Source organism: Micromonospora sp. CNZ280 (genome assembly GCF_011759515.1).
In genome coordinates this window covers 651,789-676,847 of sequence record NZ_JAAOYP010000003.1, presented here as the reverse complement: position 1 = coordinate 676,847, position 25,059 = coordinate 651,789, and the positions used below count along the sequence as shown (strand labels likewise).

General features: G+C 73.7%; 20 protein-coding genes. 14 read left to right on the top strand and 6 right to left on the bottom strand.

What is annotated here, in order from left to right; all coding sequences use genetic code 11:
• Positions 1 to 46: 46 nt before the first annotated feature.
• Positions 47 to 1,018 carry a golvesin C-terminal-like domain-containing protein gene (locus FHX32_RS35420; RefSeq protein WP_486481305.1) on the bottom strand — a complete coding sequence of 324 codons (972 nt, stop codon included), beginning with the start codon at positions 1,016 to 1,018 and terminating at the stop codon, positions 47 to 49.
• Positions 1,019 to 1,187: 169 nt separating this feature from the next.
• Here FHX32_RS35420 and FHX32_RS24850 point away from each other — a divergent pair, with 169 nt between their 5' ends.
• Genes FHX32_RS24850 through ispG form a run of 5 tightly spaced genes read left to right on the top strand, consistent with a single transcriptional unit; the run spans position 1,188 to position 5,757 of the window.
• A complete protein-coding gene (locus FHX32_RS24850) occupies positions 1,188 to 1,739 on the top strand; it encodes a GNAT family N-acetyltransferase (RefSeq protein ID WP_167187903.1) in 552 nt (183 codons plus the stop codon).
• Between the two features lie 49 nt (positions 1,740 to 1,788).
• The gene (locus FHX32_RS24845; protein WP_167187900.1) at positions 1,789 to 2,067 is read left to right on the top strand and encodes a Uma2 family endonuclease; all 279 of its coding nucleotides are present in this window, start codon (positions 1,789 to 1,791) and stop codon (positions 2,065 to 2,067) included.
• Positions 2,068 to 2,110: 43 nt separating this feature from the next.
• Positions 2,111 to 3,325 carry a 1-deoxy-D-xylulose-5-phosphate reductoisomerase gene (gene dxr / locus FHX32_RS24840; protein ID WP_167187897.1) on the top strand — a complete coding sequence of 405 codons (1,215 nt, stop codon included), beginning with the start codon at positions 2,111 to 2,113 and terminating at the stop codon, positions 3,323 to 3,325.
• Complete coding sequence (locus FHX32_RS24835) at positions 3,325 to 4,575, top strand: site-2 protease family protein (protein WP_167187892.1); 1,251 nt, start codon at positions 3,325 to 3,327, stop codon at positions 4,573 to 4,575. Before dxr ends, FHX32_RS24835 begins: the two co-directional genes overlap by 1 nt.
• Positions 4,576 to 4,584: 9 nt before the next feature.
• Positions 4,585 to 5,757 carry a flavodoxin-dependent (E)-4-hydroxy-3-methylbut-2-enyl-diphosphate synthase gene (gene ispG, locus FHX32_RS24830; RefSeq protein WP_167187889.1) on the top strand — a complete coding sequence of 391 codons (1,173 nt, stop codon included), beginning with the start codon at positions 4,585 to 4,587 and terminating at the stop codon, positions 5,755 to 5,757.
• 129 nt (positions 5,758 to 5,886) lie between these two features.
• Here the strand turns inward: ispG and FHX32_RS24825 are convergent, their stop codons facing one another.
• The gene (locus tag FHX32_RS24825; protein ID WP_167187887.1) at positions 5,887 to 6,483 is read right to left on the bottom strand and encodes a helix-turn-helix transcriptional regulator; all 597 of its coding nucleotides are present in this window, start codon (positions 6,481 to 6,483) and stop codon (positions 5,887 to 5,889) included.
• Between the two features lie 122 nt (positions 6,484 to 6,605).
• On the opposite strand from FHX32_RS24825, the gene FHX32_RS24820 reads away from it, so the two are divergent.
• The 6 genes from FHX32_RS24820 (at position 6,606) to FHX32_RS24795 (ending at position 16,061) form a co-directional block, all read left to right on the top strand.
• Positions 6,606 to 7,832: an MFS transporter gene (locus FHX32_RS24820; protein ID WP_167187884.1), complete on the top strand. Its 1,227-nt coding sequence runs from the start codon at positions 6,606 to 6,608 to the stop codon at positions 7,830 to 7,832.
• 55 nt (positions 7,833 to 7,887) lie between these two features.
• Positions 7,888 to 8,727: a DUF4081 domain-containing GNAT family N-acetyltransferase gene (locus FHX32_RS24815; RefSeq protein ID WP_167187881.1), complete on the top strand. Its 840-nt coding sequence runs from the start codon at positions 7,888 to 7,890 to the stop codon at positions 8,725 to 8,727.
• 284 nt (positions 8,728 to 9,011) lie between these two features.
• Positions 9,012 to 10,136 carry a sugar ABC transporter substrate-binding protein gene (locus FHX32_RS24810; RefSeq protein ID WP_486481304.1) on the top strand — a complete coding sequence of 375 codons (1,125 nt, stop codon included), beginning with the start codon at positions 9,012 to 9,014 and terminating at the stop codon, positions 10,134 to 10,136.
• A 43-nt stretch (positions 10,137 to 10,179) separates the two neighbouring features.
• Positions 10,180 to 10,992, top strand: coding sequence for an ATP-binding cassette domain-containing protein (locus FHX32_RS24805; protein WP_167189220.1), 813 nt, complete (start codon positions 10,180 to 10,182; stop codon positions 10,990 to 10,992).
• A gap of 61 nt (positions 10,993 to 11,053) precedes the next feature.
• A complete protein-coding gene (locus tag FHX32_RS24800; RefSeq protein WP_486481303.1) occupies positions 11,054 to 12,298 on the top strand; it encodes a sugar ABC transporter permease in 1,245 nt (414 codons plus the stop codon).
• Between the two features lie 202 nt (positions 12,299 to 12,500).
• Complete coding sequence (locus FHX32_RS24795; RefSeq protein ID WP_167187877.1) at positions 12,501 to 16,061, top strand: ABC transporter ATP-binding protein; 3,561 nt, start codon at positions 12,501 to 12,503, stop codon at positions 16,059 to 16,061.
• Between the two features lie 134 nt (positions 16,062 to 16,195).
• Here FHX32_RS24795 and FHX32_RS24790 read toward each other — a convergent pair whose 3' ends face one another.
• The 4 genes from FHX32_RS24790 to FHX32_RS24775 all read right to left on the bottom strand — a co-directional run bounded on the left by FHX32_RS24790 (position 16,196) and on the right by FHX32_RS24775 (position 20,464).
• A complete protein-coding gene (locus tag FHX32_RS24790; RefSeq protein ID WP_167187874.1) occupies positions 16,196 to 17,263 on the bottom strand; it encodes an NADH:flavin oxidoreductase/NADH oxidase in 1,068 nt (355 codons plus the stop codon).
• Between the two features lie 64 nt (positions 17,264 to 17,327).
• A complete protein-coding gene (locus tag FHX32_RS24785) occupies positions 17,328 to 18,638 on the bottom strand; it encodes a dicarboxylate/amino acid:cation symporter (protein ID WP_167189214.1) in 1,311 nt (436 codons plus the stop codon).
• Positions 18,639 to 18,852: 214 nt separating this feature from the next.
• Complete coding sequence (locus FHX32_RS24780; RefSeq protein ID WP_167187872.1) at positions 18,853 to 19,506, bottom strand: DUF998 domain-containing protein; 654 nt, start codon at positions 19,504 to 19,506, stop codon at positions 18,853 to 18,855.
• Positions 19,499 to 20,464 carry a glutathione S-transferase C-terminal domain-containing protein gene (locus FHX32_RS24775; protein WP_167187869.1) on the bottom strand — a complete coding sequence of 322 codons (966 nt, stop codon included), beginning with the start codon at positions 20,462 to 20,464 and terminating at the stop codon, positions 19,499 to 19,501. The genes FHX32_RS24780 and FHX32_RS24775 overlap by 8 nt, the downstream gene beginning before the upstream one ends.
• A gap of 105 nt (positions 20,465 to 20,569) precedes the next feature.
• Between FHX32_RS24775 and pcaF the strand changes: the two genes are divergently transcribed.
• The 3 genes from pcaF (at position 20,570) to FHX32_RS24760 (ending at position 24,988) form a co-directional block, all read left to right on the top strand.
• Positions 20,570 to 21,775: a 3-oxoadipyl-CoA thiolase gene (pcaF, locus tag FHX32_RS24770; RefSeq protein ID WP_167187866.1), complete on the top strand. Its 1,206-nt coding sequence runs from the start codon at positions 20,570 to 20,572 to the stop codon at positions 21,773 to 21,775.
• 222 nt (positions 21,776 to 21,997) lie between these two features.
• Positions 21,998 to 22,816 (top strand): SAM-dependent methyltransferase, encoded by an 819-nt coding sequence (locus FHX32_RS24765; RefSeq protein ID WP_167187863.1) that lies wholly within the window; start codon positions 21,998 to 22,000, stop codon positions 22,814 to 22,816.
• Positions 22,817 to 22,819: 3 nt separating this feature from the next.
• Positions 22,820 to 24,988 (top strand): EAL domain-containing protein, encoded by a 2,169-nt coding sequence (locus tag FHX32_RS24760; RefSeq protein WP_167187860.1) that lies wholly within the window; start codon positions 22,820 to 22,822, stop codon positions 24,986 to 24,988.
• The last annotated feature ends 71 nt before the right edge of the window (positions 24,989 to 25,059 follow it).

Here is a 25,059-nt window from a genome sequence, read left to right as displayed (position 1 = left end):
CCCCGCCCGGGCGGTCCGGGCGGGGTCGGCGGAGGAGGCGCGGCGGTCAGCCCAGCGGCTGCACCTCGCCGGTGCTGCGGGTGGCGTAGTAGCAGCCGGTGGTGGGCAGGCTGGTCGCCGCCGGCGGAGTCACCCCGTCGTAGAGCGCCAGCAGGAAGTTCTGCGGGCACCGCCGGGTGCTGCCGGTACGGATGCCGAAGTGCAGGTGCGGCCCGGTGGAGTTGCCGGTGTTGCCGGTGAGGCCGAGCTGCTGCCCGGGGGCGACCGACGCGCCGTTGCTGACCGACCAGGCCGAGAAGTGGCAGTAGGTGTAGACCGCGCCGTCGGTGCCGGTGAGGTTGACGCCCTGGCCGCAGGAGCTGTCGTTGATGATGGTCACGGTGCCGGCCCGCACGGCGTACGCCCGGGTGCCGGTGCCGACCGGGAGGTCGATGGCGGGGTAGTCGTGGTGCGGGTCGTCGTACTCGCTGCGTGGCAGTGCGCTCTTCGGCAGCGGGAGGGCGAAGGCGGGGTTGCCGGAGGTGGACGTGATCCGCACGGCGTCCGCGACGACGTAGCCCGTGCCGTTGGTCCACCGGCTGACCCCGACCACCGGACGATCGCCGGCCGCCAGGGTGAAGGTGCCGAGGCTGACCCAGCGGCCACCGTTGGCGCGCTGGTTCACCACCACTGTCTGGTTGCCGCTGCTGGTCGCGACGATGAACGGGGTGGCGTCGTTGTAGCCGGCGTCGGCCGGGTACCACACCTCGACGAGGTGCGCCCCGGTCGCCGCGATCGACGCGCTGAACCAGGCGGCGTCGCTGCCGCCGGTGTACGGCGTCGCGAACCGGTAGTCCGCGCCGTTCTTCTGGCTGGACCAGGACGACGTACCCCAGTTGGTGCTGGCGGTGAAGCGCCCGGCGGTCGCGTTGTCCACGGTGACGGTCGCCGCGGACGCGGATCCGGCCGGGCCGAGCAGGACCATGGCGACTGCGGTCAGTCCGCCGACCAGGGCGCGCGCGGCGGTGGCGAGTTTCACGGGTTCCTCCCGGTGGTGAGGGATCCAAGGGGCGGTGAGGTGAAGGTATTTAACCAACATCGATCGATGATCGTAAGAGACTTACATCGATCTGGATCGGCGGAATCCGGGACCGCCGCCGGCCGCGCCGACCCCTCCCCGCCGCCCCGACTCGTTAGGATCGCCGGCCATGACCGTTCTCACCACGGGCCGCCTGGTCCTGCGCGACTGGACCGCCGAACCGGCCGATCTGGCCCGGATCTGGGACATCTACTCCCGGGTCGAGATCACCCGCTGGCTGGCCGCGTCCGGGCTGCCGTTGACCGACCCGGCGCAGGCCGCCGACCGGCTGCGGATCTGGCGCGAGCGGCACGCCGACCACGGCGGCCGGTACGGCACCTGGGCGATCGAGGTGCGCGACAGCGGCCGGGTGGCCGGCACGCTGATCCTCAAGCCGCTGCCCGGCGCGGACGGGGTGACGCCCACCGAGGACATCGAGGTCGGCTGGCACCTGCACCCCGACTCCTGGGGCCACGGGTACGCCACCGAGGCGGCCCGGGCGGTGCTGGCCCGCGAGTTCGCCGCCGGCACCCGGCAGGTGTACGCCGTGGTCTCGCCCGGCAACGACCCGTCCATGGCGGTCTGCCGCCGCCTCGGCATGACCCACCTCGGCCGGCGCACCGACTGGTACGCCGGCGAGGAACTGGAGACGTTCGTCCTGACCGCCCCGGCCGACGCTTGATCCACTCGCTTGGCCGCCGGTCGGGGTGTCCCGGTCGGCCGGAGCCCCGGTGGAGATCGTCTCGCCCGGCAACCGACGCAAGGACGTCATCGACCGGCCCCGGGAGTACGCGGCCGCCGGTGTGCCGTTCTTCCTCCGCGTCGATCTGCGTAACCGGGTGCCGACCATCGCCCTGTTCGAGCTGGCCGACGGCGAGTACCGTCCGCTGTCCGCCGCCGCGGCGGGAACCGTGTTCACCATGACGACGCCGTTCGACTTCGCCGTCGACCCGGCGGATCTGCTCGACGAGGAGGCGCCGGCGGAGGAGTCGGCGACGGGGGAGGGTTGAGGCTCCCGGCGGGCGCGCGGACGGGCTGGGGAAGAATGACCGGGTGACCTCCCTCCGAGAACTGGTCCTGCTCGGCTCCACCGGCTCGATCGGTACCCAGGCCATCGACATCGTGCGGCGCAACCCGGGCCGGTTCCGGGTGGTCGCGCTCGGCGCCGGCGGCGGCAACGTCGACCTGCTCGCCGCCCAGGCCCTGGAGCTGGGCGTCGACGCGGTCGGAGTGGCGAAGGCCTCCGCCGCCCAGGACCTCCAGCTCGCCTTCTACGCCGAGGCGAGCCGCCGGGGCTGGGCCAGCGGCGACTTCAAGCTGCCGAAGATCGTGGCCGGGCCGGACGCGATGACCGAGCTGGCGCAGTGGCCCTGCGACATCGTGCTCAACGGCGTGGTCGGCTCGCTCGGGCTGGCGCCGACGCTGGCCGCGCTGCGCGCCGGGCGTACCCTCGCGCTGGCCAACAAGGAGTCCCTGGTGGCCGGCGGCTCGCTGGTCAAGGCCGCGGTGAACCGGCCCGAGCAGATCGTCCCGGTCGACTCGGAGCACTCGGCGCTGGCCCAGTGCCTGCGCGGCGGCAGCCGCGGCGAGGTCCGCCGGTTGGTCGTCACCGCCAGCGGTGGACCCTTCCGGGGCAGGCGCCGCGACGAGCTGACCCGGGTCACCCCGGAGCAGGCGCTGGCCCACCCGACCTGGAACATGGGGCCGGTCGTCACGATCAACTCCGCCACCATGGTGAACAAGGCGCTGGAGGTGATCGAGGCGCACGAGCTGTTCGACGTGCCGTACGCCGACATCACCGTGATGGTGCACCCGCAGTCGGTGATCCACTCGATGGTCGAGTTCACCGACGGCTCCACCCTCGCCCAGGCCAGCCCGCCGGACATGCGGCTGCCGATCGCGCTGGCCCTCGGCTGGCCCGACCGGGTCGCCGACGCCGCTGCCGCCGTCGACTGGACGACAGCGCACACCTGGGAGTTCGCGCCGCTGGACGACGCGGCGTTCCCGGCGGTCGCGCTGGCCAAGGCCGCCGGCGAGGCGGGGCGCTGCCGCCCGGCGATCTACAACGCGGCGAACGAGGAGTGCGTGGCCGCCTTCGTGGCCGGCCGGCTGCCGTTCCTGGGCATCGTCGACACCCTCGAACGGGTCCTCGACGAGGCTCCCGATTTCGGCGAACCAGGTACCGTCGAGGACGTGCTCGCGGCGGAGTCGTGGGCGCGCGCGCACGCGCAGGAGATCATCATCGCGGGTTCGGTGGAAGGAGCTTGATGGCGTACCTGCTCGGGGTGGTGCTCTTCGCCCTCGCCATCCTCATCTCGGTGAGCCTGCACGAGGCCGGCCACATGCTCACCGCCAAGGCGTTCGGCATGAAGGTCACCCGCTACTTCGTCGGCTTCGGCCCGACCCTCTGGTCGGTCAAGCGCGGCGAGACGGAGTACGGCGTCAAGGGCATCCCGCTCGGCGGCTTCTGCAAGATCGTCGGGATGACGCCGCAGGACGACGACGTCGACCCGGCGGACGAGCCGCGGGCCATGTGGCGCTTCCCGGTCTGGAAGCGGACGATCGTGATGTCCGCCGGCTCGATCACCCACTTCGCCCTGGCGCTGGTCGCGCTCTGGGTGATCGCGGTCACCGCCGGCCTGCCCAACCCCGACTTCCCGAGCAGCGAGGCCGAGATCCGCAAGGAGCCGGCCGTCATCCAGCTCTCCGACTGCGTGGTGCCGGAGAACGCGGTCCGCCCGTGCACGCCCGCCGACGCGGCCAGCCCCGCCGCGCAGGCGCAGCTGCGCGACGGCGACCGGATCACCGCGGTCAACGACACGCCGATCAACAACTACGGCGACCTGCTCACCACGCTGCGCACGCTCAAGCCGGGTGAGACGGCGCGCATCGCGTACGTCCGGGACGGCCAGCCGGCCACCGCCGAGGCCGTGCTCGCGAAGACCCAGCGCCGGCCGCTGGACGACCCGAACGGCGCCGTCGGGGACGTGGCAGCGCTCGGCGTCGGCCTGATCCCCAGCACCCCCACCCGGGTGACGTACGGGCCGGTCGCCGCGTTCGGCGCGACCGCCGACTTCACCGGCGACATGGCGGTCAACACGGCCAAGGCCCTGCAGCGGATCCCGCAGAAGATCCCGGCCCTGTGGACGGCGATCACCGGCGGCGAGCGGGACGTGGACACCCCGATCAGCGTGGTCGGCGCCAGCCGGCTCGGCGGCGAGGCGGTGGAGAACAACGCCTGGCTGCTGTTCTTCATGCTGTTCGTCTCGCTGAACTTCTTCATCGGCGTGTTCAACCTGCTGCCGCTGCTGCCGCTGGACGGCGGGCACATCGCCATCGCCTGGTTCGAGCGGGCCCGCTCCTGGGTGTACGCCCGGATCGGCCGCCCCGACCCGGGCCGGGTCGACTACCTCAAGCTCATGCCCTTCACGTACGCGGTGATCCTGATCGGTGGCGCGTTCACGCTGCTGACCATCACGGCGGACGTGGTCAACCCGATCACGCTCTTCTCAAGGTGAGTGCCTGAAGTGACCGCTGTCAGTCTCGGTATCCCCGCCGTACCGCCCCAGCCGCTCGCGCCGCGCCGGGCCAGCCGCCAGATCATGGTCGGTTCGGTGCCGGTCGGCGGTGGCGCGCCGGTCTCGGTGCAGTCGATGACCACCACCCTCACCGCCGACGTCAACGCCACGCTCCAGCAGATCGCCGAGCTGACCGCGTCCGGCTGCCAGATCGTCCGGGTCGCCGTGCCCAGCCAGGACGACGTCGAGGCGCTGCCGGCGATCGCGAAGAAGTCGCAGATCCCGGTCATCGCCGACATCCACTTCCAACCGAAGTACGTCTTCGCCGCGATCGACGCCGGTTGCGCAGCCGTCCGGGTGAACCCGGGCAACATCCGGCAGTTCGACGACAAGGTCAAGGAGATCGCCAGGGCGGCCGGCGACGCCGGGGTGCCGATCCGGATCGGCGTGAACGCCGGCTCGCTGGACAAGCGGCTGCTCGCCAAGTACGGCAAGGCCACCGCCGAGGCGCTGGTCGAGTCGGCACTCTGGGAGTGCTCGCTCTTCGAGGAGCACGGCTTCCGGGACATCAAGATCTCGGTGAAGCACAACGACCCGGTGGTGATGATCCGGGCCTACCGTCTGCTCGCCGAGAAGTGCGACTACCCGCTGCACCTGGGTGTCACCGAGGCCGGCCCGGCCTTCCAGGGCACCATCAAGTCGGCGGTCGCCTTCGGCGCGCTGCTGGCCGAGGGGATCGGCGACACCATCCGGGTCTCGCTGTCGGCCCCGCCGGTGGAGGAGATCAAGGTCGGCGCGGCGATCCTGGAGTCGCTCGGGCTGCGCGAGCGGGGCCTGGAGATCGTCTCCTGCCCGTCCTGCGGGCGGGCCCAGGTGGACGTCTACAAGCTCGCCGAGGAGGTCACCGCCGGCCTGGAGGGGCTGCCGGTGCCGCTGCGGGTGGCCGTGATGGGCTGCGTGGTGAACGGTCCCGGCGAGGCCCGCGAGGCCGACCTGGGCGTGGCCTCCGGCAACGGCAAGGGCCAGATCTTCGTCAAGGGCAAGGTGGTCAAGACCGTGCCCGAGGCGCAGATCGTGGAGACGCTGATCGAGGAGGCGCTGCGCATCGCCGACGAGATGGGCGCCGAGCTTCCCGAGGAACTGCGGGCCATGCTCCCCGGCCCCACCGTCACCGTCCACTGACCCCTCGCCGCCGGACCGGCTGGCACCCACGCACGCACGAACAGCGAAAGAGTGGCCATCCCCCGTGGAATGGCCACTCTTTCGCTGTACGCGCGAACGGGTCGGAGGCGTGGCCCGGGGCGGCCCGGGTCACTCGGATTCGGCGAGGATCGCGTAGAGCTTGCGGCGGGTCTCGTCGAGCACCTGGGCGGCCCGCTCCCGCTGGTCGTCGGTGCCGGTCATCATCACCTGGCGCAACGCGTTCATCGCCTGCGCGCCGGCGTCCCGGATGTCGTGCCAGCTGTTGACCGTGTCCTGGGCGAACTCCGCCCAGGGCGGGGTCTGCGCCGCCTCGGTGGCCTCCGCGCGGCCGGCCTCGGTCAGCGCGAACCGCTTGCGCCCGCCGCCGGCCTCGTCGGTGCTCGCCGCGATCAGCCCCTCGTCCTCGAGCAGTTGCAGGGTCGGGTAGACCGATCCCGGGCTCGGCCGCCACGCGCCGCCGGTGCGTGAGTCGATCTCCTGGATCATCTCGTAGCCGTGCATCGGCCGCTCGACGAGCAGGGCCAGCACGGCGTGCCGGACGTTGGGCCGGCGTCCCCGCCCCCGGCCGCGGCCGCCCCAGCCGCCGCCCCAGCCGCCGTGGCCGCCCCGGCCCCCGTGACCCCCGGGCCCGTGCGGACCGGGCGGGAAGCCGAAGCCGCGCATCCGCGCCTCGTGCAGTTCGTGCAGTCTGCGATGGAAACCCATGGTTCCCCACCTTTCCCCGTACTGTTGCTGATGCATCGACGATATATCGGCAATGTGTCGACGACAAGATTGTGGTGGAATCCGCGAACAAACCGTACGTACGTCTTGCTATGCTCTCGAGCGTGCGACTGCTTCCTGACCCGGGCCCGGCCCGGACCCTCACCCTCGGCACCCTGGTCCGGACCGTCGGCCGCGGCCTCTGGCTGGCGGCCAGCGCGCTCTTCCTCACCCGCTCGGTCGGACTCACCGCCACCGAGGTCGGGCTCGGCCTGACCGTCTCGGCGCTGGTCGGCCTGCTGGCCAGCGCCCCGACCGGATACCTCGCCGACCGGCTCGGCCCGCGCGGTACCCAGATCGGCGCCCTGGTGGCCGGCGGCGTGCTGACCGCCGCCCTGGTGACGGTCGGGTCGTTCCCGGCGTTCCTCGCCGTCGGCGCCGCCACCGCGCTGGCCGACGCGGCCGACCGGGGCGCCCGGGGCGCGCTGATCGCCGGCTCCGTCCCCGCCGACCAGCGGGTACGCACCCGCGCCTACCTGCGCGCCACCACCAACGTCGGGATCTCGGTCGGCGCGGTGCTCGCCGGGTTCGCCATCGCCCTGGACACCCGTGCCGGCTACGTGGCGCTGATCCTCACCGCCGCGGTGACCTACCTGGCCGCCGCCGCGGTCTTCACCCGGCTGCCGGCGATCGCCCCGGCCCCGGTCCCGGCGCACGGCCCGCGGCTGATCGCTCTGCGGGACCGCCCCTTCCTCGCGTTCACCGTCCTCGACGGGCTGATGTCGATGCACTTCGGCCTGCTCAACATCGCCCTCCCGCTCTGGATCGCCGGGCACACCCGGGCGCCGGCCTGGGTGATCTCCGGCCTGCTGCTGGTCAACACCGGCATGGTGGTGCTGTTCCAGGTGCGTGCCGCGCGGGGCACCGAGAGCCTGTCCGGGGCCGGCCGGGCGGCCCGCCGGGCGGGCGTGGCCATCGCCGTCGCCTGCGTGCTCTTCGCCGCCGCGGGTGACCTGCCGACCGGCGCCGCGATCGCGCTGCTGGTCTGCGGGGCGCTGGCACACGTGATCGGCGAGCTGTGGCAGTCCGCCGCCGGCTGGGGCATCTCTTTCGGGCTGGCGCCCGAGCACGCCCACGGGCAGTACCAGGGCGCCTACAGCATGGGCTTCGAGTTGGGCCGGATGCTGGCGCCGGCCGTGGTGACGACGTTGGCGATCGGTTGGGGCGTACCAGGGTGGTTGCTGCTCGGTGGGCTGTTCCTGCTGCTCGGGGCGCTGGTGCCGGTGGTGGTCCGGTGGGCCGCCCGGACCCGGGTCGCCGGGCCCGCGGCCGACCCGGTCACCGTGGGGTAGCCGGGCTCGTCACTCGACCCGCGAACCGGGGGTCGCTCATGGCAGGCTGGTAGGCGTGCTGACGGTGCCGGTACGGCAACTGGGGGAATCGGAGCGCCGCGCGGTCGAGCGGCTGCTCGACCTGGACCCGTTCGCGGGCGCGCAGGTCGCCGAGCGGGTCGCCGCACGCGGCCTGGCCTGGTGGCGGGCCGAGGGTCGGGTGCTGGGCTACGGCACCCGCCGCCACCTGGAGTCGGTCTGCTGGCTGGGCGGCAACCTCACCCCGGTGCTCGCCAGCGAGCCGGCGGTGGCCGCCTACGCCGACCTGCTCGCCGGCGAGGAGCGGCTCTGCTCGTCGATCGTGGGCCGGGCCGACGCCGTGCTCGGGCTCTGGGACCGCCTCGCCGAGGCCTGGGGGCCCGCCCGGGACGTACGCCCCAACCAGCCGTTGCTGGCCACCGACGCGTTGCCGGTGGTGCCCGCCGACCCCGAGGTGCGCCGGGTGCGCAGCGGGGAGATCGACCGTCTCTTCCCGGCGGCGGTGGCGATGTACACCGAGGAGGTCGGCGTCTCGCCGCTCGCCGACGACGGCGGGCGCAGCTACCGGCGGCGGGTCGCCGACCTGGTCCGGTCCGGCCGGGCGTACGCCCGCTTCGTCGACGGCCAGGTGGTCTTCAAGGCGGAACTGGCGGTGGTCACCCGGCGGACCGCCCAGGTGCAGGGGGTCTGGGTGGCCCCGGAGTGGCGGGGCCGGGGGATCGCCACCGCGGCGATGGCGGCGGTGGTACGCGACGCGCTGCTGCGCGCGGCTCCCACGGTCAGCCTCTACGTCAACGACTTCAACCTGCCCGCCCGCCGGGTCTACGACCGGTGCGGCTTCCGGCCGGTCGGCACCCTGGCCACCGTGCTCTTCTGACCCCGCCTCCGCGGCCGGTCGCCGGAGGTTGACCGAGCCGGAATGCGGCGGGTCGGGGGTGTCGACGGGTCGACACCCGCCAGCACCTCTTCATCGTCCGCCGGATTGTCCGCACCTGAGCATCGGGTCGCCCGCCTCACCTATCCCGTCGGTGGCCGTTGATGGTGGGAACTCCGGAATTATCCGCAAAACCGCCTGAGCTAGGCGAAGCTGACACGAGATCGGCCGCACGCGGGACGGGACGTTGTCGGACCCGTCAGCCGAGATCCCGGAGGTGACGGATGGTGCCGAGAAATCGTGGGACCCTGATGGCGGCCAGCGCCCTGGTGGCGGTCTGCCTGGCCGTTGCCGGGTGCGGCGGAGGGGACGACGACGGGGGCGGTGACCAGCGGCCACCGGGCGGCGGGGAGAGCACCGAGAACGGATTCAAGATCGGGTTGCTGTTGCCGGAGTCCAAGACGACCCGGTACGAGAGTTTCGACCGGCCGTTGATCCAGGCGCAGCTCGGTCAGCTCTGTGCCAAGTGCCAGGTGCTCTACCAGAACGCCGACCAGGACCCGGGCAAGCAGCAGTCGCAGGCCGAGGCGATGCTCACCCAGGGCGTCAAGGTGCTCATCCTCGACCCGGTGGACGCAAAGGCTGCGGGCGCGATCGTCAACAACGCCAGGTCGCAGAACGTCCCGGTGGTGTCGTACGACCGGCTGGCCGAGGGGCCGATCTCCTACTACGTGTCCTACGACAACCGCAAGGTGGGGCAGGTGCAGGGGCAGGCGCTGCTCGACGCGCTGAGCCGGGGTGGCGATCCGAAACGCGGCGACATCGTGATGATCAACGGATCGCCGACGGACCCGAACGCGGCGGACTTCAAGGCCGGTGCGCATTCGGTGCTCGACGGCAAGGTCAACATCGGCCAGGAGTACGACACGCAGGACTGGTCGCCGGACAAGGCCCAGCAGGAGATGGACCAGGCCGTCACGGCGCTCGGCCGGGAACGGATCATCGGGGTATACGCCGCCAACGACGGAATGGCCGGTGGCGCCATCGCCGCGATGAAGGGCAGCGGGTTCTCCAGCCCGCTGCCACCGGTCACCGGTCAGGACGCCGAGCTCGCCGGTATCCAGCGCATCGTCGCCGGCGAGCAGTACATGACCGTCTACAAGGCGATCAAGCCGGAGGCGGAGATCGCCGCGGCGATGGCGGTGGCCGCCGCGACCGGCCAGCAGTACACCGGCCGCCCCACGCAGCAGCGCAACAACGGCACCCAGGACGTCCCCTCGGTGCTCCTCGACCCGGTCCCGGTCACCCGCGACAACATCAAGGACACGGTGATCAAGGACGGCTTCTACACCCGGGAGCAGATCTGCGCCGGTGCCTTCGCCCAGCCGTGCGCAGCGGCCGGCATCTCCTGAGCGGATCGGTGCCGTGACGGTGGTGGACACTCCGGTGCTCGCGATGTCGGGCATCTCCAAACGGTTCGGTGCGGTGCAGGCGCTCTCCGAGGTGTCGCTGGAGGTCCGTGCCGGTGAGGTCGTGGCGCTGGTCGGGGACAACGGGGCGGGCAAGTCGACTCTGATCAAGGTGATCGCCGGGGTCAATCCCGCGGACTCCGGTGAGATCCGCTGGCAGGGGCGCGAGGTCCAGATCGGTCGGCCCGCCGACGCCAGCAACCTCGGTATCGCCACGGTCTACCAGGACCTGGCGCTCTGCGACAACCTGGACGTGGTCGCCAACCTCTACCTCGGGCGGGAGCTGACCAGGACCGGCCTGCTGGACGAGATCGGCATGGAGCGGCGGGCCCGTGAACTGCTCACCAGCCTCTCGGTCAAGATCCCGTCGGTGCGGGTGCCGGTGGCGGCGCTCTCCGGCGGCCAACGGCAGTCGGTCGCCATCGCCCGATCGCTGCTCGGCGAGCCGAAGCTGGTCCTGCTCGACGAACCCACCGCGGCGCTCGGTGTCGCGCAGACCGCCGAGGTGCTCGATCTGATCGAACGGCTCAAGAAGCGTGGCCTCGGGGTGATCCTCATCAGTCACAACCTGGCCGATGTCAAGGCGGTCGCGGACCGGGTGGTGGTGCTGCGGCTGGGGCGTACCGCCGGGGTGTACGACCCGGACCGGACCAGCCAGGAGGAGATCGTCCAGGCGATCACCGGTGCGCTGGACAACGCGGTGAGCCGGCGTCGGGCCCGCGCCGCGCCGCTGGCGGAACCCCCCGGTGACACGGACGGCGGCCCGGCGCGCCGGGCGACGCCCCGGGATCAGTTGTGAGTCGCCATCCGGCGGCGGCCCGCGCCCGGGCGGCCCGCCAGCAGCGCGAGGGGGTGCCCCGTTGAGCACGTCGACGACCAGTCCGGAGCCACCGGCCGGGGACAGCATCCAGACCGGACCCGGCGGCGGTCGACTCGGGCCGCTGGCCGCGATGCGCCGCCGGCTGCGGACCGGTGAGCTGGGCGCCTGGCCGGTCATCATCGGACTTGTCGTGATCTGGGTGGTCTTCCAGTCGCTCAACGACCGGTTCCTCAGCCCGCAGAACCTGTCCAACCTGACCCTCCAGATCGCCGCCACCGGCACCATCAGCGTCGGCGTGGTACTGGTGCTGCTGCTCGGCGAGATCGATCTCTCGGTGGGCTCGGTCGCCGGGGTGGCCGCCGCCGCGCTGGCCGTGCTGACCGTCCGCAACGGCTGGGGGGACCTGGCCGGCATCGCGGTGGCACTGCTGCTGGGCGCGGCCATCGGGGCTGTGCAGGGCAGCGTCTTCGCCCGGCTCGGGGTGCCCGCCTTCGTGGTGACGCTGGCCGGCAACATCGGTTGGCAGGGACTCCAGCTGTTCATGCTCAAGCCCGAGGGCACCATCAACCTGCCCTACACCGGCTTCGTCGGTCAGATCACCCACGTGAACCTCGGCCCCGCGGCGGGCTGGCTGGTCGGGGCGCTCGCCGTGCTGACGTACGCGGCGGCGGTGCTGCTCGACACCCGCCGCCGGTCCGCCGCCGGGCTGCCCACCCGCAGCCTGTTCCGGTCGTTGCTGTGGATCGTCGGCCTCGCCGTACTGGTCGCGGTCACCGTGGCCGTGCTGAACGCCTGGCAGGGCGTGCCGGTGGCGCTGCTCATCCTGCTCGCCCTCGTGGTGATGATGGACCTGGTGCTGCGCCGCACCCGGTACGGGCGCAGCATCTTCGCCGTCGGCGGCAACGTCGAGGCGGCCCGGCGGGCCGGCATCAACGTCGCCATGATCCGCATCTCGGTCTTCGCGCTCACCTCCACCCTGGCGGCGCTGGGCGGCATCCTGATCGCCTCGCGCGGCTTTGCCGCCGGCCAGTCCACCGGCGCCGGCGACACCCTGCTGGTGGCGATCGCGGCCGCCGTGATCGGCGGGGTCAGCCTCTTCGGCGGGCGCGGCTCGACGTACGGGGCGCTGCTGGGCAGCCTGGTGCTCGGCTCGATCACCTCGGGCATGTTCCTGCTCCAGCTCGACTCGTCCGTCCGCTTCATGATCACGGCGGCGGTGCTGCTGACCGCGGTCATCCTCGACTCGCTCTCCCGCCGGGGACGCCGTTCCAGCGGCCGGGCCTGACCGGCACGCCCCGGAGGCACCCCGCGAGCCGGAGCTGAGCCGCACCGCGTCCGGCGTCCGAGCCACCGGGTCGGGCATCCGGTGCCGGTCCCACGGCGGTCACCCACAGTGGTGAAGTCGATTCTCCCCGCGAAAATCCGTTGAACCGGTACGGCCGAGCACGCAGGCTGAAGCCTCCGCCACCGACTCCGGAGGACCTCGCATGCGCCTGCTCCGAGATCTGTGGGCCACCTCGCCACGCCGGATGGCGATCGTGACCTGCCTGATCGTGCTCGGCGCGGGCGGCCAGGCGGCCGCGTCCGCGCTGGCCGGGCCGGTGCTGGTGCACCGGTCGGGCGGGTTCTTCGCCGCGCTGGCGGTGGGCCTGGTCGCCGCCGTGCTGAGTGACCTCGCGGTGAGCCTGCTGATGGCCGGACTGACCGCCGACTGGTCCGCGCACGTGCGGCGCCGGCTGTGCCGGGTGGCGCTCGGCCAGGACCTGCCGACCCTGGAGACCACCCCGGTCGGCGAGTTGCTCGACCGGATCGACGGCGACGTCTACCAGGTGGCCGCATCGGTGCGCAATCACGGCGTACGGATCGCGCAGGGACTGGCCGTGGGGCTGCTCTCGGCGGCCGTCGCGCTCACCGTCTGGTGGCCGGTCGGCGTCGGCATGCTGCTGCTCACCGCCCTGCTGGCGGCCGCGCTGCGCCGCCCGACCGCCCGGATCGCCCCGGCCCGGATGGCCGAGGAGGAGGCGTGGTCGGACCTGGCCGCGGTGATGGAGGAGGCGATCCACGGGCAGGACGACGTCCGCACCAGCCTGGCCCGGCCGTACGTGCTGCGCCTCTACGCCCGGCGGGCGGCCGAGGTGCTGTCCCGGGGTGTCCGGGTATGGCGGATGTCGGCGAAGGTCACCACGATCGCCGCCGGGGTCACCCGGGGCGGGATCGCCGCGGTGGTGCTCGGCGGGGCGTGGGCGCTGGCCACCGGCCGGGTCGACGCGGCCCGGCTGACCGCGGTGTGGCTGCTGGCGCTCGGCTTCGGACTGACTGTCGAGCACGTCGCCCGGATGGTGCCGGAACTCCAGTACGCGCTCGGCGCGTGGGCCCGGGTCCAGCTGCTGGAGGGCGCCCGGCAGGAGCCAGCCGGCGGATCGGCACCGACCGAGGGCGACCTGGCGATCCGCGACCTCACCTTCAGCTACCCGAGCACCGACCTGGACGGTGAGCGCGGGCCGGCGCTGCGCGGCGTCGACCTGACCTTCGTCCGGGGCCGCTCGTACGCCCTGGTGGGGCGGACCGGCTCGGGCAAGTCGACGCTGGCCAAGGTGCTCACCCGGGCGGTCGAGCTGCCCCGCGGCACCGTCTTCCTGGCCGGCCGCGACCTGCTCGACCTCGACCTCGAACAGCTGCGTCGGTGGATCGCCGTGGTGCCGCAGCGCACCGAGATCCTCGCCGGCACGCTCGCCGAGAACGTCGCGCTCTTCGACCCGGACCTGCTCGACGACGCCGCCCGGGCGCTGCACGAACTCGGCCTGGCCGGCTGGATCGCCGAGCTGCCCGACGGGCTGGACACCCGGCTGGGCGAGGGTGGGCACGTGCTGTCGGCCGGGCAGGAGCAGCTGGTCGCGTTCGCCCGGATCCTGGTCCGCGACCCGCACGTGGTGATCCTGGACGAAGCCACCGCCCGGCTCGACCCGGTCACCGAGGCGCGGGTGCAGCGGGCCACCGAGCGGCTGCTGCGCGACCGGATCGGCATCGTCATCGCCCACCGCCTGTCCTCGGTGCGCCGCTGCGACGAGGTGGTGGTGATGGCCGACGGCGCGGTGGTCGAGGCCGGGCCGCTGCGCGAGTCGGAGCGCTTCGCCGAGCTGCTGGCAACCAGCCACAGCGCCGCGTACGCCCAGGTCGGGGCGGGGGTGCGGGCCGGCGGCGGCACCGACCTGCTGACCGGGCCGGAGCCGCCGGACGGCTGGCCGCCGGCGGAGCTGGACCTCCCGGCGGCCGGGCCGGAGCTGTCGGCCTCCAGCGAGCTGGACCGGGCGCCGGCACCGGACCGGGCGGACACGCCGCCGAAGGCCGAACCGCCGCCGCTGCCGCCACCGGCGCCCGCCCGTACCCTGCGGGAGATCTTCCGGCTCTGCCGCAACGACGCCCGGTACGGCCTGCTGGCGGTCGCTCTCTTCGTTGCGATCATGGTGCTCGGGTTGGACGGGGCGGTGCTGCCCTGGCTCTGGGCCGACCTGGTCGACGGCCTGGGCGACCCGTACCTGCCCGCGCTCGGGATCGTCGTCGCGCTGCTCGCCACCATGCCGATGCACTACGCCACCAACCTCTGGTTCCCGCACTGGTGGGTGCGGCAGATGCTGCGGATCAGCCTGCGCCTGGTGCACGGGCAGACCGGGCCGAGCCGGGTCAGCGGGCACACCCCGGCCGAGGTGGTGGCCCAGGGCGGCGACACCGAGCGGGTGGTGCAGCTCGCCGACAACCTGCTGGACCAGTTCATCTCGCTGGTGCTGGTGGTGGCGATGACCGTGGTCACCGGGAGCGTGGTGCCGGCGCTGTTCTTCCTCGGCACGATGGTGGTCTCCGGGCTGGCCGCGACCCTGTTCGGTCCGCGGCTGGAGCGCTCCGCCCGGGCCACCGTGGCGGCCCGGGCGGCGTTCGCCACCGGCCTGGTCTCCGCGCTGTCGGCGGCCCGTACGGTGAAGCTGGCCGGGTCGACCCGACCGGTGCTGACCCACCTCGCCGGCCTGGACGTGGTGCGCAGCGACCGGCAGCGCCGGGAGATCTCGGTGCAGGTCTGGGCCCGATCCACCCCGGCACTGGTCAGCGGGCTGCTGCCGATCGGCGCCTGGGCGCTCTTCCTGGCCGGCGGGCTCTCCGCCGGGGCGACCCTGGTCGCGGTCGCCACCCTCGGCGCGGCCCGGTGGTTCGCCTGGACCACCGCCTCACTGGTGTCCCAGTACCCGTCGGCGAGCGTGTGGACCCGGCGGACGGTGGCGATGACCGGGGTGGCGGCGTACTCGGCCGAGGTGCCGGGGGTGGACCTGGGCGCGGGCACCGCGCCGGCCCCGCCGGTGCCGCCCCGGCACCCGCTGCGTCGGCTGGAGCTGACCGGCTTCGGGGCGCGGCACGAGGACGGCACGGTGGCCGTCCGGGACGTCGACCTGACCGTCGAGCGCGGCCAGCTGGTGCTGGTCGTCGGCCCGGTCGGTTCGGGCAAGTCGTCGCTGCTGCGGGCGCTGGCCGGGATCGTGCACCACACCGGCCGGCTGACCTGGAACGGTGAGCCGGTCACCGAGCCGGAGCTGTTCCTGCGGCCCAACCAGGTCGGCTACGTGGGCCAGCTGCCCCGGGTGCTCTCCGGCACGGTGGCCGACAACATCACCCTGGGTCACCCGGTGGACGCCGCGGCGGCCGTGACCACCGCCCAGCTGGAGCACGACCTGGCCGCCGCCGGTGGCGGGCTGGGACTGCTCATCGGGCACAAGGGGACCCGGCTCTCCGGTGGGCAGCTGCAGCGGCTGGCGCTGGCCCGCGCGCTGGCTCCGCGTACCGAGCTGCTGGTGGCCGACGACGTCTCCTCGGCGCTGGACGTCACCACCGAGCTGGCGCTCTGGCGGGCGCTGCGCGAGCACGGGGTCACGGTGATCGGGTCGACCTCGAAGCGGGCGGCCCTGGTCCGCGCCGACCACGTGGTGGTCCTCCAGTCCGGCACGGTCGCCGCCCAGGGCCCCTGGCGCGACCTGGAACCCCACTGGTCCCACCTGGCCGGCTGACCCCCACCCCCCGCCCCCGCCCCGGCCCACCTCGACCCGTTGACCATGAAGTTGTTGTCGCCGACGACGGCGTGTCGTGACAACAACTTCATGATCAACCTCGCGAGCCAATCGGGGCGCGGGTCGGGGAGGGGTCAGGTGGCGCGGAGGTACTGGGCGGGCCAGGTGGGGGTGGCGCCGAGCCTGGCGGCGGCGCGGTGCGGCCAGTACGGGTCGCGCAGCAGCTCGCGGCCGAGCAGCACCAGGTCGGCCGCGCCGGTCGCGACGATCTGCCCGGCCTGCTCCGGCTCGACGATCAGCCCGACCGCGCCGGTGGCGACGCCCGCCTCCCGGCGGACCCGGGCGGCCAGCGGCACCTGGTAGCCGGGCCCGACCGGGATGCTCGCCCCGGCGGCGGCCCCGCCGGACGAGCAGTCCACCAGGTCCACGCCCGCGCCGGCCAGCTCACCGGCGAGCACCACGCTGTCCTCGACCGTCCAGCCGCCGGGCACCCAGTCGGTGGCCGAGATGCGGGCCAGCACGGGAACGTCGTCGCCGACCGTGGCGCGGACCGCGCGGGCCACCTCCAGGGTCAGCCGCATCCGGCCGGCCCGGTCGCCGCCGTACCCGTCGCGGCGGTGGTTGGTCAGCGGGGACAGGAACTCGTGCAGCAGGTAGCCGTGCGCCGCGTGGATCTCCACCGCGGCGAACCCGGCGTCCACCGCCCGGCCGGCGGCGGTGGCGAACGCCTCGACCACGCCGGCGATCCCGGCCGCGTCCAGCGCGGTGGGCACCCGGTAGTCCGGCTGGAACGGCTCGGCGCCCGGGCCGACCGGGGTCCAGCCGCCGTCGGTGTCCGGCACCCCGCCCCGCCGCGGCGCCCACGGCCGGTACGTCGAGGCCTTGAACCCGGCGTGCGCGAGCTGCACCGCCGGCACCGCGCCGTGCGCGGCGAGGAAGGCGGTCACCGGCCGCCAGGCGTCGACGTGCGCGCCGGACCAGAGGCCGGTGTCCTGCGGGCTGATCCGCCCCTCCGGCAGCACCGCGGTCGCCTCGGTCAGCACCAGCCCGACGCCGCCGGCCGCCCGGGCGCCCAGGTGCACCAGGTGCCAGTCGGTGGGCAGGCCGTCCGGCCCGGCGGAGTACTGGCACATCGGCGCCATGGCGACCCGGTTGGGCAGCGTCACCGCGCGCAGGGCCAGCGGCGTGAAGAGCGGACTCATGGGCGACATCCTCCCGGTACGGCGGCGCGGACCCCCGGGCCGGGGGTCCGCGCCGGGTGTCGGCTCAGGCCGGAACGGGGCTCGGCCGGTCGGTACGGGCGGGCCGGTCCTCCGCGGTCGCCGGTGCGACCGGCCCGACCGGCGAGCGCCGGCCGGCCGAGTCGTACGCGGCCCGGTCGAGGGTGCCCTCCCGGGCCGCGACGATGGTCGGCACCAGCGCCTGCCCGGCCACGTTGGTGGCGGTCCGGATCATGTCCAGGATCGGGTCGATGGCCAGCAGCAGGCCGGCCCCGGCCAGCGGCAGGCCGAGCGTGCTCAGGGTCAGGGTGAGCATGACGATCGCGCCGGTCAGGCCGGCGGTGGCGGCCGAGCCGACCACCGAGACGAAGGCGATCAGCAGGTAGTCGGTGACGCCGAGGTCCACCCCGAAGACCTGGGCCACGAAGATCGCCGCCAGCGCCGGGTAGATCGCGGCGCAGCCGTCCATCTTCGTGGTGGCGCCGAACGGCACCGCGAACGAGGCGTACTCGCGGGGCACGCCGAGCCGCTCGACGGAGCGCTGGGTCACCGGCATGGTGCCCACCGAGGAGCGGGAGACGAAGGCCAGCTCGATGGCCGGCCAGGCACCGGCGAAGAAGCGCACCGGGTTGAGCCGGCCGGCCGCCGCCAGCAGCAGCGGGTAGACCACGAACAGCACGATCGCGCAGCCGACGTAGACGGCGGTGGTGAACCGGGCCAGCGGGGCCACCAGGTCCCAGCCGTACGCGGCGACGGCGTTGCCGATCAGACCGAGGGTGCCGATCGGGGCGAGCCGGATCACCCACCAGAGCGCCTTCTGGACGATCTCCAGCAGCGAGCGGTTGAGCGCCACGAACGGCTCGGCGGCCTCGCCGACCAGCAGCGCGGCGGCGCCGACGATCAGCGCGAGGAAGACGATCTGGAGCACGTTGCCCTCGACGAACGCGCCGACCGGGTTGGTCGGCACGATGCCGGTGAGGAAGTCGGTCCAGGAGCCGGTCTTCTTCGGCGCGGTGGCGCCGGCGACGTCCAGGGTGACGCCCCGTCCGGGGTCGGTGAGCAGGCCGAGGCCGATGCCGACGCTCACCGCGATCAGTGCGGTGAGGCCGAACCAGAGCAGCGTCTTCAGGGCCAGCCGGGCGGCGTTGGCCACGCCGCGCAGGCTGACCACGCTGACCACGATGGCGGTGAAGACCAGCGGCGGCACGGCCAGCTTCAGCAGCTGGACGAAGAGGCCGCCGACGGTCTCGAGGGTGCCGGCCAGCCAGCTCAGGTCGTTGGCGCGGGCGAGGAAGCCGAGCGCCACACCGAGCACGAGGCCGAGCAGGATCTGCACGGAAAAGGGAATCTTGCGCAGGGCGGAAGGCATGCTGATGCGTCCAAGGGTCTGGGGGTCGGTCAGGGCAGCCTCAGGAGAGCGGCTGCGCCGGACAGATGCCGCTGGCCTGCCGTCGGAGGTCGACGTACAGGCGCACGGTCAGGTGCCAGACGTTGGTCATCGCCCGCCGAGGCTACTCCGCGCCGATCCGGCGTAGGAAGGAGCGGTGAGCGTGACGGTCCTTACACGCCCTTCACGACCGGTTGCTCCGTCCGTCACGATCGGCGGTCAGCCCGAGCGTGATCGCGGTGACCAGGCCCCAGCCGGCCACCACCGCGAGCAACAGCCGCTCCAGCGTGCCGACCAGTCCGCCCCGCCCCACCAGCAGGATCGCCAGCCCGATCGCGACGGCCAACGGCACCGCCAGCGCCGCACCCGGACCGGCGATCCGGCGCAGCGCCGCGGGCGCGCCGGGGGTGACCAGCAGCGCCAGCATCGCCAGCACCACGGAGGCGGTCGCGGCGATGCTCGCGCCCCCGTGCACCAGGTCCGCCACGGTGGCCCGCTCGAACGGCGGCAACGGGCAGCCGGCGCTGCACGTCACCGCGCCGGAGATCACCGTGCAGACCCCGCCCGCGGCGAGCAGCCCGGCCGTCGCGCGCAGCGCCGGCGGCAGCGCCGCGGCCAGCAGCAACAGCGCCGTGGCGAGGGCGAAGACCCCGATCCGGTACGTCCGGGCGTAGCCGGTGCCGGCGATGCCGGCCTCGCTGACGTACCCGGTCAGGCCGGGGCCCGGACCGGCGACCACGGCGACCGTCACCGCGACCGCCCCGGCCAGGGTGCAGCCGGCGGCGGCCGAGGCGGCGGCCCGGGACGCGGTCCCGCCGCGCCGGTACCGTTCAGCCACGCCCGTGCGGGGTGGTCCAGCCGGACAGGTCGGGGCCGAGCGGCACGACCCGGGTCGGGTTGATCATCTCGTGGGTGGCGTAGTAGTGCCGCTTGATGTGGTCGAAGTCGACCGTCTCGCCGAAGCCGGGGGTCTGGAACAGGTCCCGGGCGTACGCCCAGAGAACCGGCATCTCGGTCAGCTTCTGCCGGTTGCACTTGAAGTGGCCGTGGTACGCCACGTCGAAGCGGACCAGCGTGGTGAACAGCCGCACGTCCGCCTCGGTGATCGCGTCGCCCATCAGGTAGCGGCGCCCGGCGAGCCGCTCGGACAGCGCGTCCAGCCGGGCGAACAGCGCCCGGTACGCCTCGTCGTACGCCTGCTGCGAGGTGGCGAAGCCGCACCGGTAGACGCCGTTGTTGACGTCCCGGTGGATCTCCGCCATCAGCGCGTCCAGCTCCGGGCGCAGCGGCACCGGGTAGAGGTCCGGCGCGCCGGGGGCGTGGAACCGCCGCCACTCGGTGGAGAGATCCAGGGTGAGCTGCGGATAGTCGTTGGTGACCACCCGACCGGTGAGCGTGTCGACCAGCGCCGGCACGGTCACCCGCCCGGCGTAGTCCGGGTCGGTGGCCAGGTACGCCTCGGAGAGGAACCCGATGCCCAGCACCGGGTCGAACCCGTCCTGGTCGAGGCTGAACCGCCAGCCCCGCTCGTCCCGGATCGGGTCGACGGTGCCCAGCGAGATGACATCCGCCAGGCCGAGCAGGTTGCGGACGATCCGGGCCCGGTGCGCCCACGGGCAGGCCCGGCACCAGATCAGCCGGTACCGGCCCGCCTCCAGCGGCCAGCGCCCCTGCTCGTCGGGCCCGCCGCCGGGCGGGGACGTCGAGTGCGGGGTGACCCGGTCGGTGAACCGGTTGGGCTGCCGGACGAACTGGCCACCGCCGCTGGTCTCTGCGCTGAACTGGGCCCGGGTCATGCCGTCAACCTATCGGCACCGGGCGTGGATATCCTGGCGGCCGGGCGTCCCCCCGCGACCCGGTGGGCGCTCCCGTCCCACCCGTCCCACCCCGAAGGACTCGCGATGACCGTGGCATACCTGGTGGCCGGTGTCCGCACCCCGATCGGCCGGTACGGCGGCGCCCTGGCCGGCGTACGCCCCGACGACCTGGCCGCGCAGGTGATCCGCGAGCTGGTCGCCCGACACCCGTCGGTGGACTGGGCCCGGGTGGACGACGTGATCCTCGGCTGTGCCAACCAGGCCGGCGAGGACAACCGCAACGTGGCCCGGATGGCGGCGCTGCTCGGCGGGCTGCCCGAGGAGGTGCCCGGCAGCACGGTCAACCGGCTCTGCGGCTCCGGCCTGGACGCGCTGGCCACCGCCGCCCGCGCGGTCGTGGCCGGCGAGGCCGAGCTGGTGGTGGCCGGCGGGGTGGAGAGCATGAGCCGCGCGCCGTTCGTCATGCCGAAGGCCACCTCGGCGTTCTCCCGTACGGCCGAGGTCTACGACACCACCATCGGCTGGCGGCTGGTCAACCCGCTGATGAAGCGGCACTGGGGGATCGACTCGATGCCGGAGACGGCGGAGAACGTCGCCGCCGAGTACGGCGTGGACCGGGCCGCGCAGGACGCGTTCGCGTACCGGTCCCAGCAGCGCGCCGCGAAGGCGCAGGCCGACGGCCGGTTCGCCGAGGAGATCGTGCCGGTGACCGTGCCCGAGGGGCGCAAGGGCACCCGGCTGGTCGAGGTGGACGAGCACCCCCGGGAGACCTCGCTGGAGAAGCTGGCCGCGCTGCCCACCCCGTTCCGCGAGGGCGGCACGGTGACCGCCGGCAACTCCTCCGGCGTCAACGACGGCGCGGTGGCGCTGCTGGTCGCCGGCGAGGCGGCGGTGGCCCGGTACGGCCTCACCCCGCTGGCCCGGGTCACCGGGGCCGCCGCGGCCGGCGTGCCGCCCCGGATCATGGGCGTCGGCCCGGTGCCGGCCACCCGGAAGCTGCTGGACCGGCTCGGCACCGGCCTCGACGCGGTCGACGTGATCGAGCTGAACGAGGCGTTCGCCGCGCAGTCCGTCGCGGTGCTGCGCGAGCTGGGCCTGCCGGAGGACGCGGAGCACGTCAACCCGAACGGCGGCGCGATCGCGCTCGGCCACCCGCTGGGCGCCAGCGGCGCCCGGCTGGCGCTGACCGCCGCGCTGGAGCTGCGCCGCCGGGGCGGCCGGCGGGCCCTGGCCACCATGTGCGTCGGCGTCGGGCAGGGCATCTCGCTGCTGCTGGAGTCGGCGGGCTGACCGCAGCCCGCCGCGGCACCCCCGGCGGGCGGTCGGGCCGGCCCCGGGACGCCCGGTCCGGCGGCGGCCGGTCCGGCCGACCTCCCCGGAATGGGACGGTCGGGCCTATTGTGGTCAGCACCACACGATCCGCGGGTCGGCCGGTGCGGCCGCCGCGTGCCCCCGCACGCGTCCCCGGCACCGGTTCCCTCCCGCACCGCGGCGACGACTTGGGGTGCAGCAGTGCAGATGCCGGACGGCCTTCCCGTCGAGATCGACCTCTCCCGGCCGAGCGCGGCCCGGGTGTACGACTACTTTCTGGGCGGAGCGCACAACTTCGAGATCGACCGGCAGCTCGCCGAGCAGATCGCCAGCATGACGCCGAACCTGGCGGCCACCATGCGGGCCGGCCGGGAGTTCCTCCGCCGGGCGGTGCGGGCGCTGCTCGACGCCGGCATCGACCAGTTCCTCGACATCGGCTCCGGCATTCCGACCGTGGGCAACGTGCACGAGGTGGCCCAGGCGGCCAACCCGAAGGCGCGGGTGGTCTACGTCGACATCGACCCGGTCGCGGTGGCGCACAGCCGCGAACTGCTCGCCGGCAACGATCTGACCGGGGTGATCCACGCCGACCTGCGCGAGCCGGAGCGGATCCTCACCGAGGCCCGGGAGCTGAACCTGCTCGACTTCAACCGGCCGCTGGGCATCCTGCTGGCCGGGGTGGTGCACTTCATCCCGGACGCCGACCGGCCCGACGAGATCCTGGCCACCCTGCGGGCGGCCGCCGCGCCGGGCAGCTACCTGGTGGTGTCCCACTCGACCTACGAGGACCAGCCGCAGGAGATGCTCGACGCGCAGCGGCTCTCGGCGCGTACCGACACGGAGATCACGCTGCGCTCGCGGGCCGAGATCACCGGCCTCTTCGGCGACTGGACGGTCCTGGAGCCCGGTGTGGTGCACATGCCGCTGTGGCGGCCCGATTCCCCGTCCGACGTGGACGAGCACCCGGAGAGGTTCGGCGCCTTCGGCGGTGTCGCCCGGTACGACCAGCCCGCCGGCTGAGCCATGGCGGCCGTCCCGGACCCCGGCGGGGACGAGATCAGCCGTAGCGGCGTCCAGGGGTACGCGGCCGCCTGGGCCCGCGCGCTGCGCCGGCTCGGGTTCGTGCCGGTGGACGCGGCCGAGACCGAACGGCTGCTGCTCGTGCACACCGTGCGGCTGGCCCAGGCCCTGCTCGCCGAGCGGTTCTCCGCCCGGCCGGCCGAGGAGGTCGGCCGGGCGCTGGTCGAGGCGCACCTGACCGAGCCGCGGATGCTGGACTGGTCGGTGCGCTCGCTCGGCGACCGGTTCCTCGCCGAGGTGGTGCCGGCCCGGGCGCGCCCCGATGCGGCCACCGAGCGGATCGCGGCCCTGCAGGGCGGGCTCGCCGAGGGCTTCGCCCGGGCGCTGCGCGACCGCACCTTCAGCCAGCAGGAGCGGATCGCCCGGTCGGCCTGGCAGGCCCGGGACGAGGTGGAGGAGGCGCTGCGGGACAGTGAGGCCCGGTTCCGCGCGGTGTTCACCGGCGCGGCGATCGGGATCGGCATCGCCGGGGTGGACGGGCGGGTCATCGACGTCAACCAGGCGTTCGCCGACATGCTCGGCTACTCCGTCGACGAGCTGCGGCAGACGGACGTGGGGTCGCTGTTCCACGCCGACGACGCACCCGGGATGTGGGAGCTCTACCAGGAACTGGTCGAGGGCAAGCAGGACTCCGCCCGGCTGGAGAAGCGCTACCACCGCAAGGACGGCAGCGTGCTCTGGACCGACCTGGCCGTGTCGCTGATCCGGCACGACGACGGCCGGCCCCGGTTCACCGTGGCCATGATCGAGGACATCACCGAGCGGTACGAACTCCAGCAACGGCTGCGGTTCCAGGCGCTGCACGACCCGCTCACCGGCCTGCCGAACCGGACGCTGTTCTTCGAGACGCTCGGCCGGATCTTCGAGTCCGCGACGCCCGAGCACCGGGTCGGCATCTGCTTCCTGGACCTGGACGGCTTCAAGGCGATCAACGACAGCCTCGGCCACGACCTCGGCGACCGCCTGCTGATCGTGATCGCCGGGCGGCTGGCCGAGTCGGTGGCCGGCCGGGGCCACCTGGTCGCCCGGATGGGCGGCGACGAGTTCGTCATCCTGGTCGACGACGGCGACGGGATGGACGAGGCGGTGGCGGTCGCCGAGGCCGCGCTGGCCGCGGTCGCCGCCCCGGTGCACGTGGACGACCAGCAGCTGGCCGTGTCGGCCAGCGTCGGCGTGGTGGAGTGCCCGGTCGGCGGCACCAACGCCTCGGAGCTGATGAAGGCCGCGGACACCACCCTGTACTGGGCCAAGGCCGAGGGGCGGGGCCGGTGGGCGGTCTACGACCCGGAGCGCGGCGCCCGGGACATCGCCCGGTCCGCGCTCGCCGCCGGGCTGCCCGCCGCGCTGGACCGGGGCGAGTTCGTGCTCCGGTACCAGCCCATCGTCTCCCTGCTGGAGGACTCGATGCTCGCGGTGGAGGCGCTGGTCCGCTGGCAGCACCCGGAGCTGGGCATGATCGGGCCGGACCGGTTCATCGGGCTGGCCGAGGAGACCGGGCTGATCGTCCGGCTCGGTGAGTGGGTGCTCCGGCAGGCCTGCCGGGACGCCGAGCAGTGGCGGCGCCAGTTCCCCGAGGCGCGGCTGGTGGTGAGCGTCAACCTGGCCGCCCGGCAGGCCGACGATCCGGCCATCGTGGACACCGTCGCGGACGCGCTGGCCACCACCGGGCTGCCAGCGGAGCTGTTGCAGCTGGAGCTGACCGAGAGCGCGGTGATGGGCACCGCGGGGGAGCCGTTGCGGTCCCTGCACCGGCTCGCCGCGCTGGGCGTACGGCTGGCCATCGACGACTTCGGCACCGGCTATTCCAACCTGGCGTACCTGCGCCGGCTGCCGATCCACTGCGTGAAGCTGGCCGGGCCGTTCGTGGAGGGGATCCGCGGCGACGCGGTCGAGGCGGCCGTCGACCACCGGGACGAGCGGATCGTCGACGCGCTGGTCCGGCTGGCGCACGCGCTGGAGCTCTGGGTCACCGCCGAGGCGGTGGAGACCGCGGTGCAGGCCGAGCGGCTGCGGGCGCTGCGCTGCGACACCGGGCAGGGCCGGTTCTTCGGCCCGCCGATGCCGGCCGACCGGATAACCGCCCGGCTCCACGGTGGAGAGGCCGCAGCGTGAGCGCGAGGAGTGAGCTTGCGAGCCCCGCAGTCGCGAACGGAGAGCGGGCCCGGTGAGCGCGAGGAGTGAGC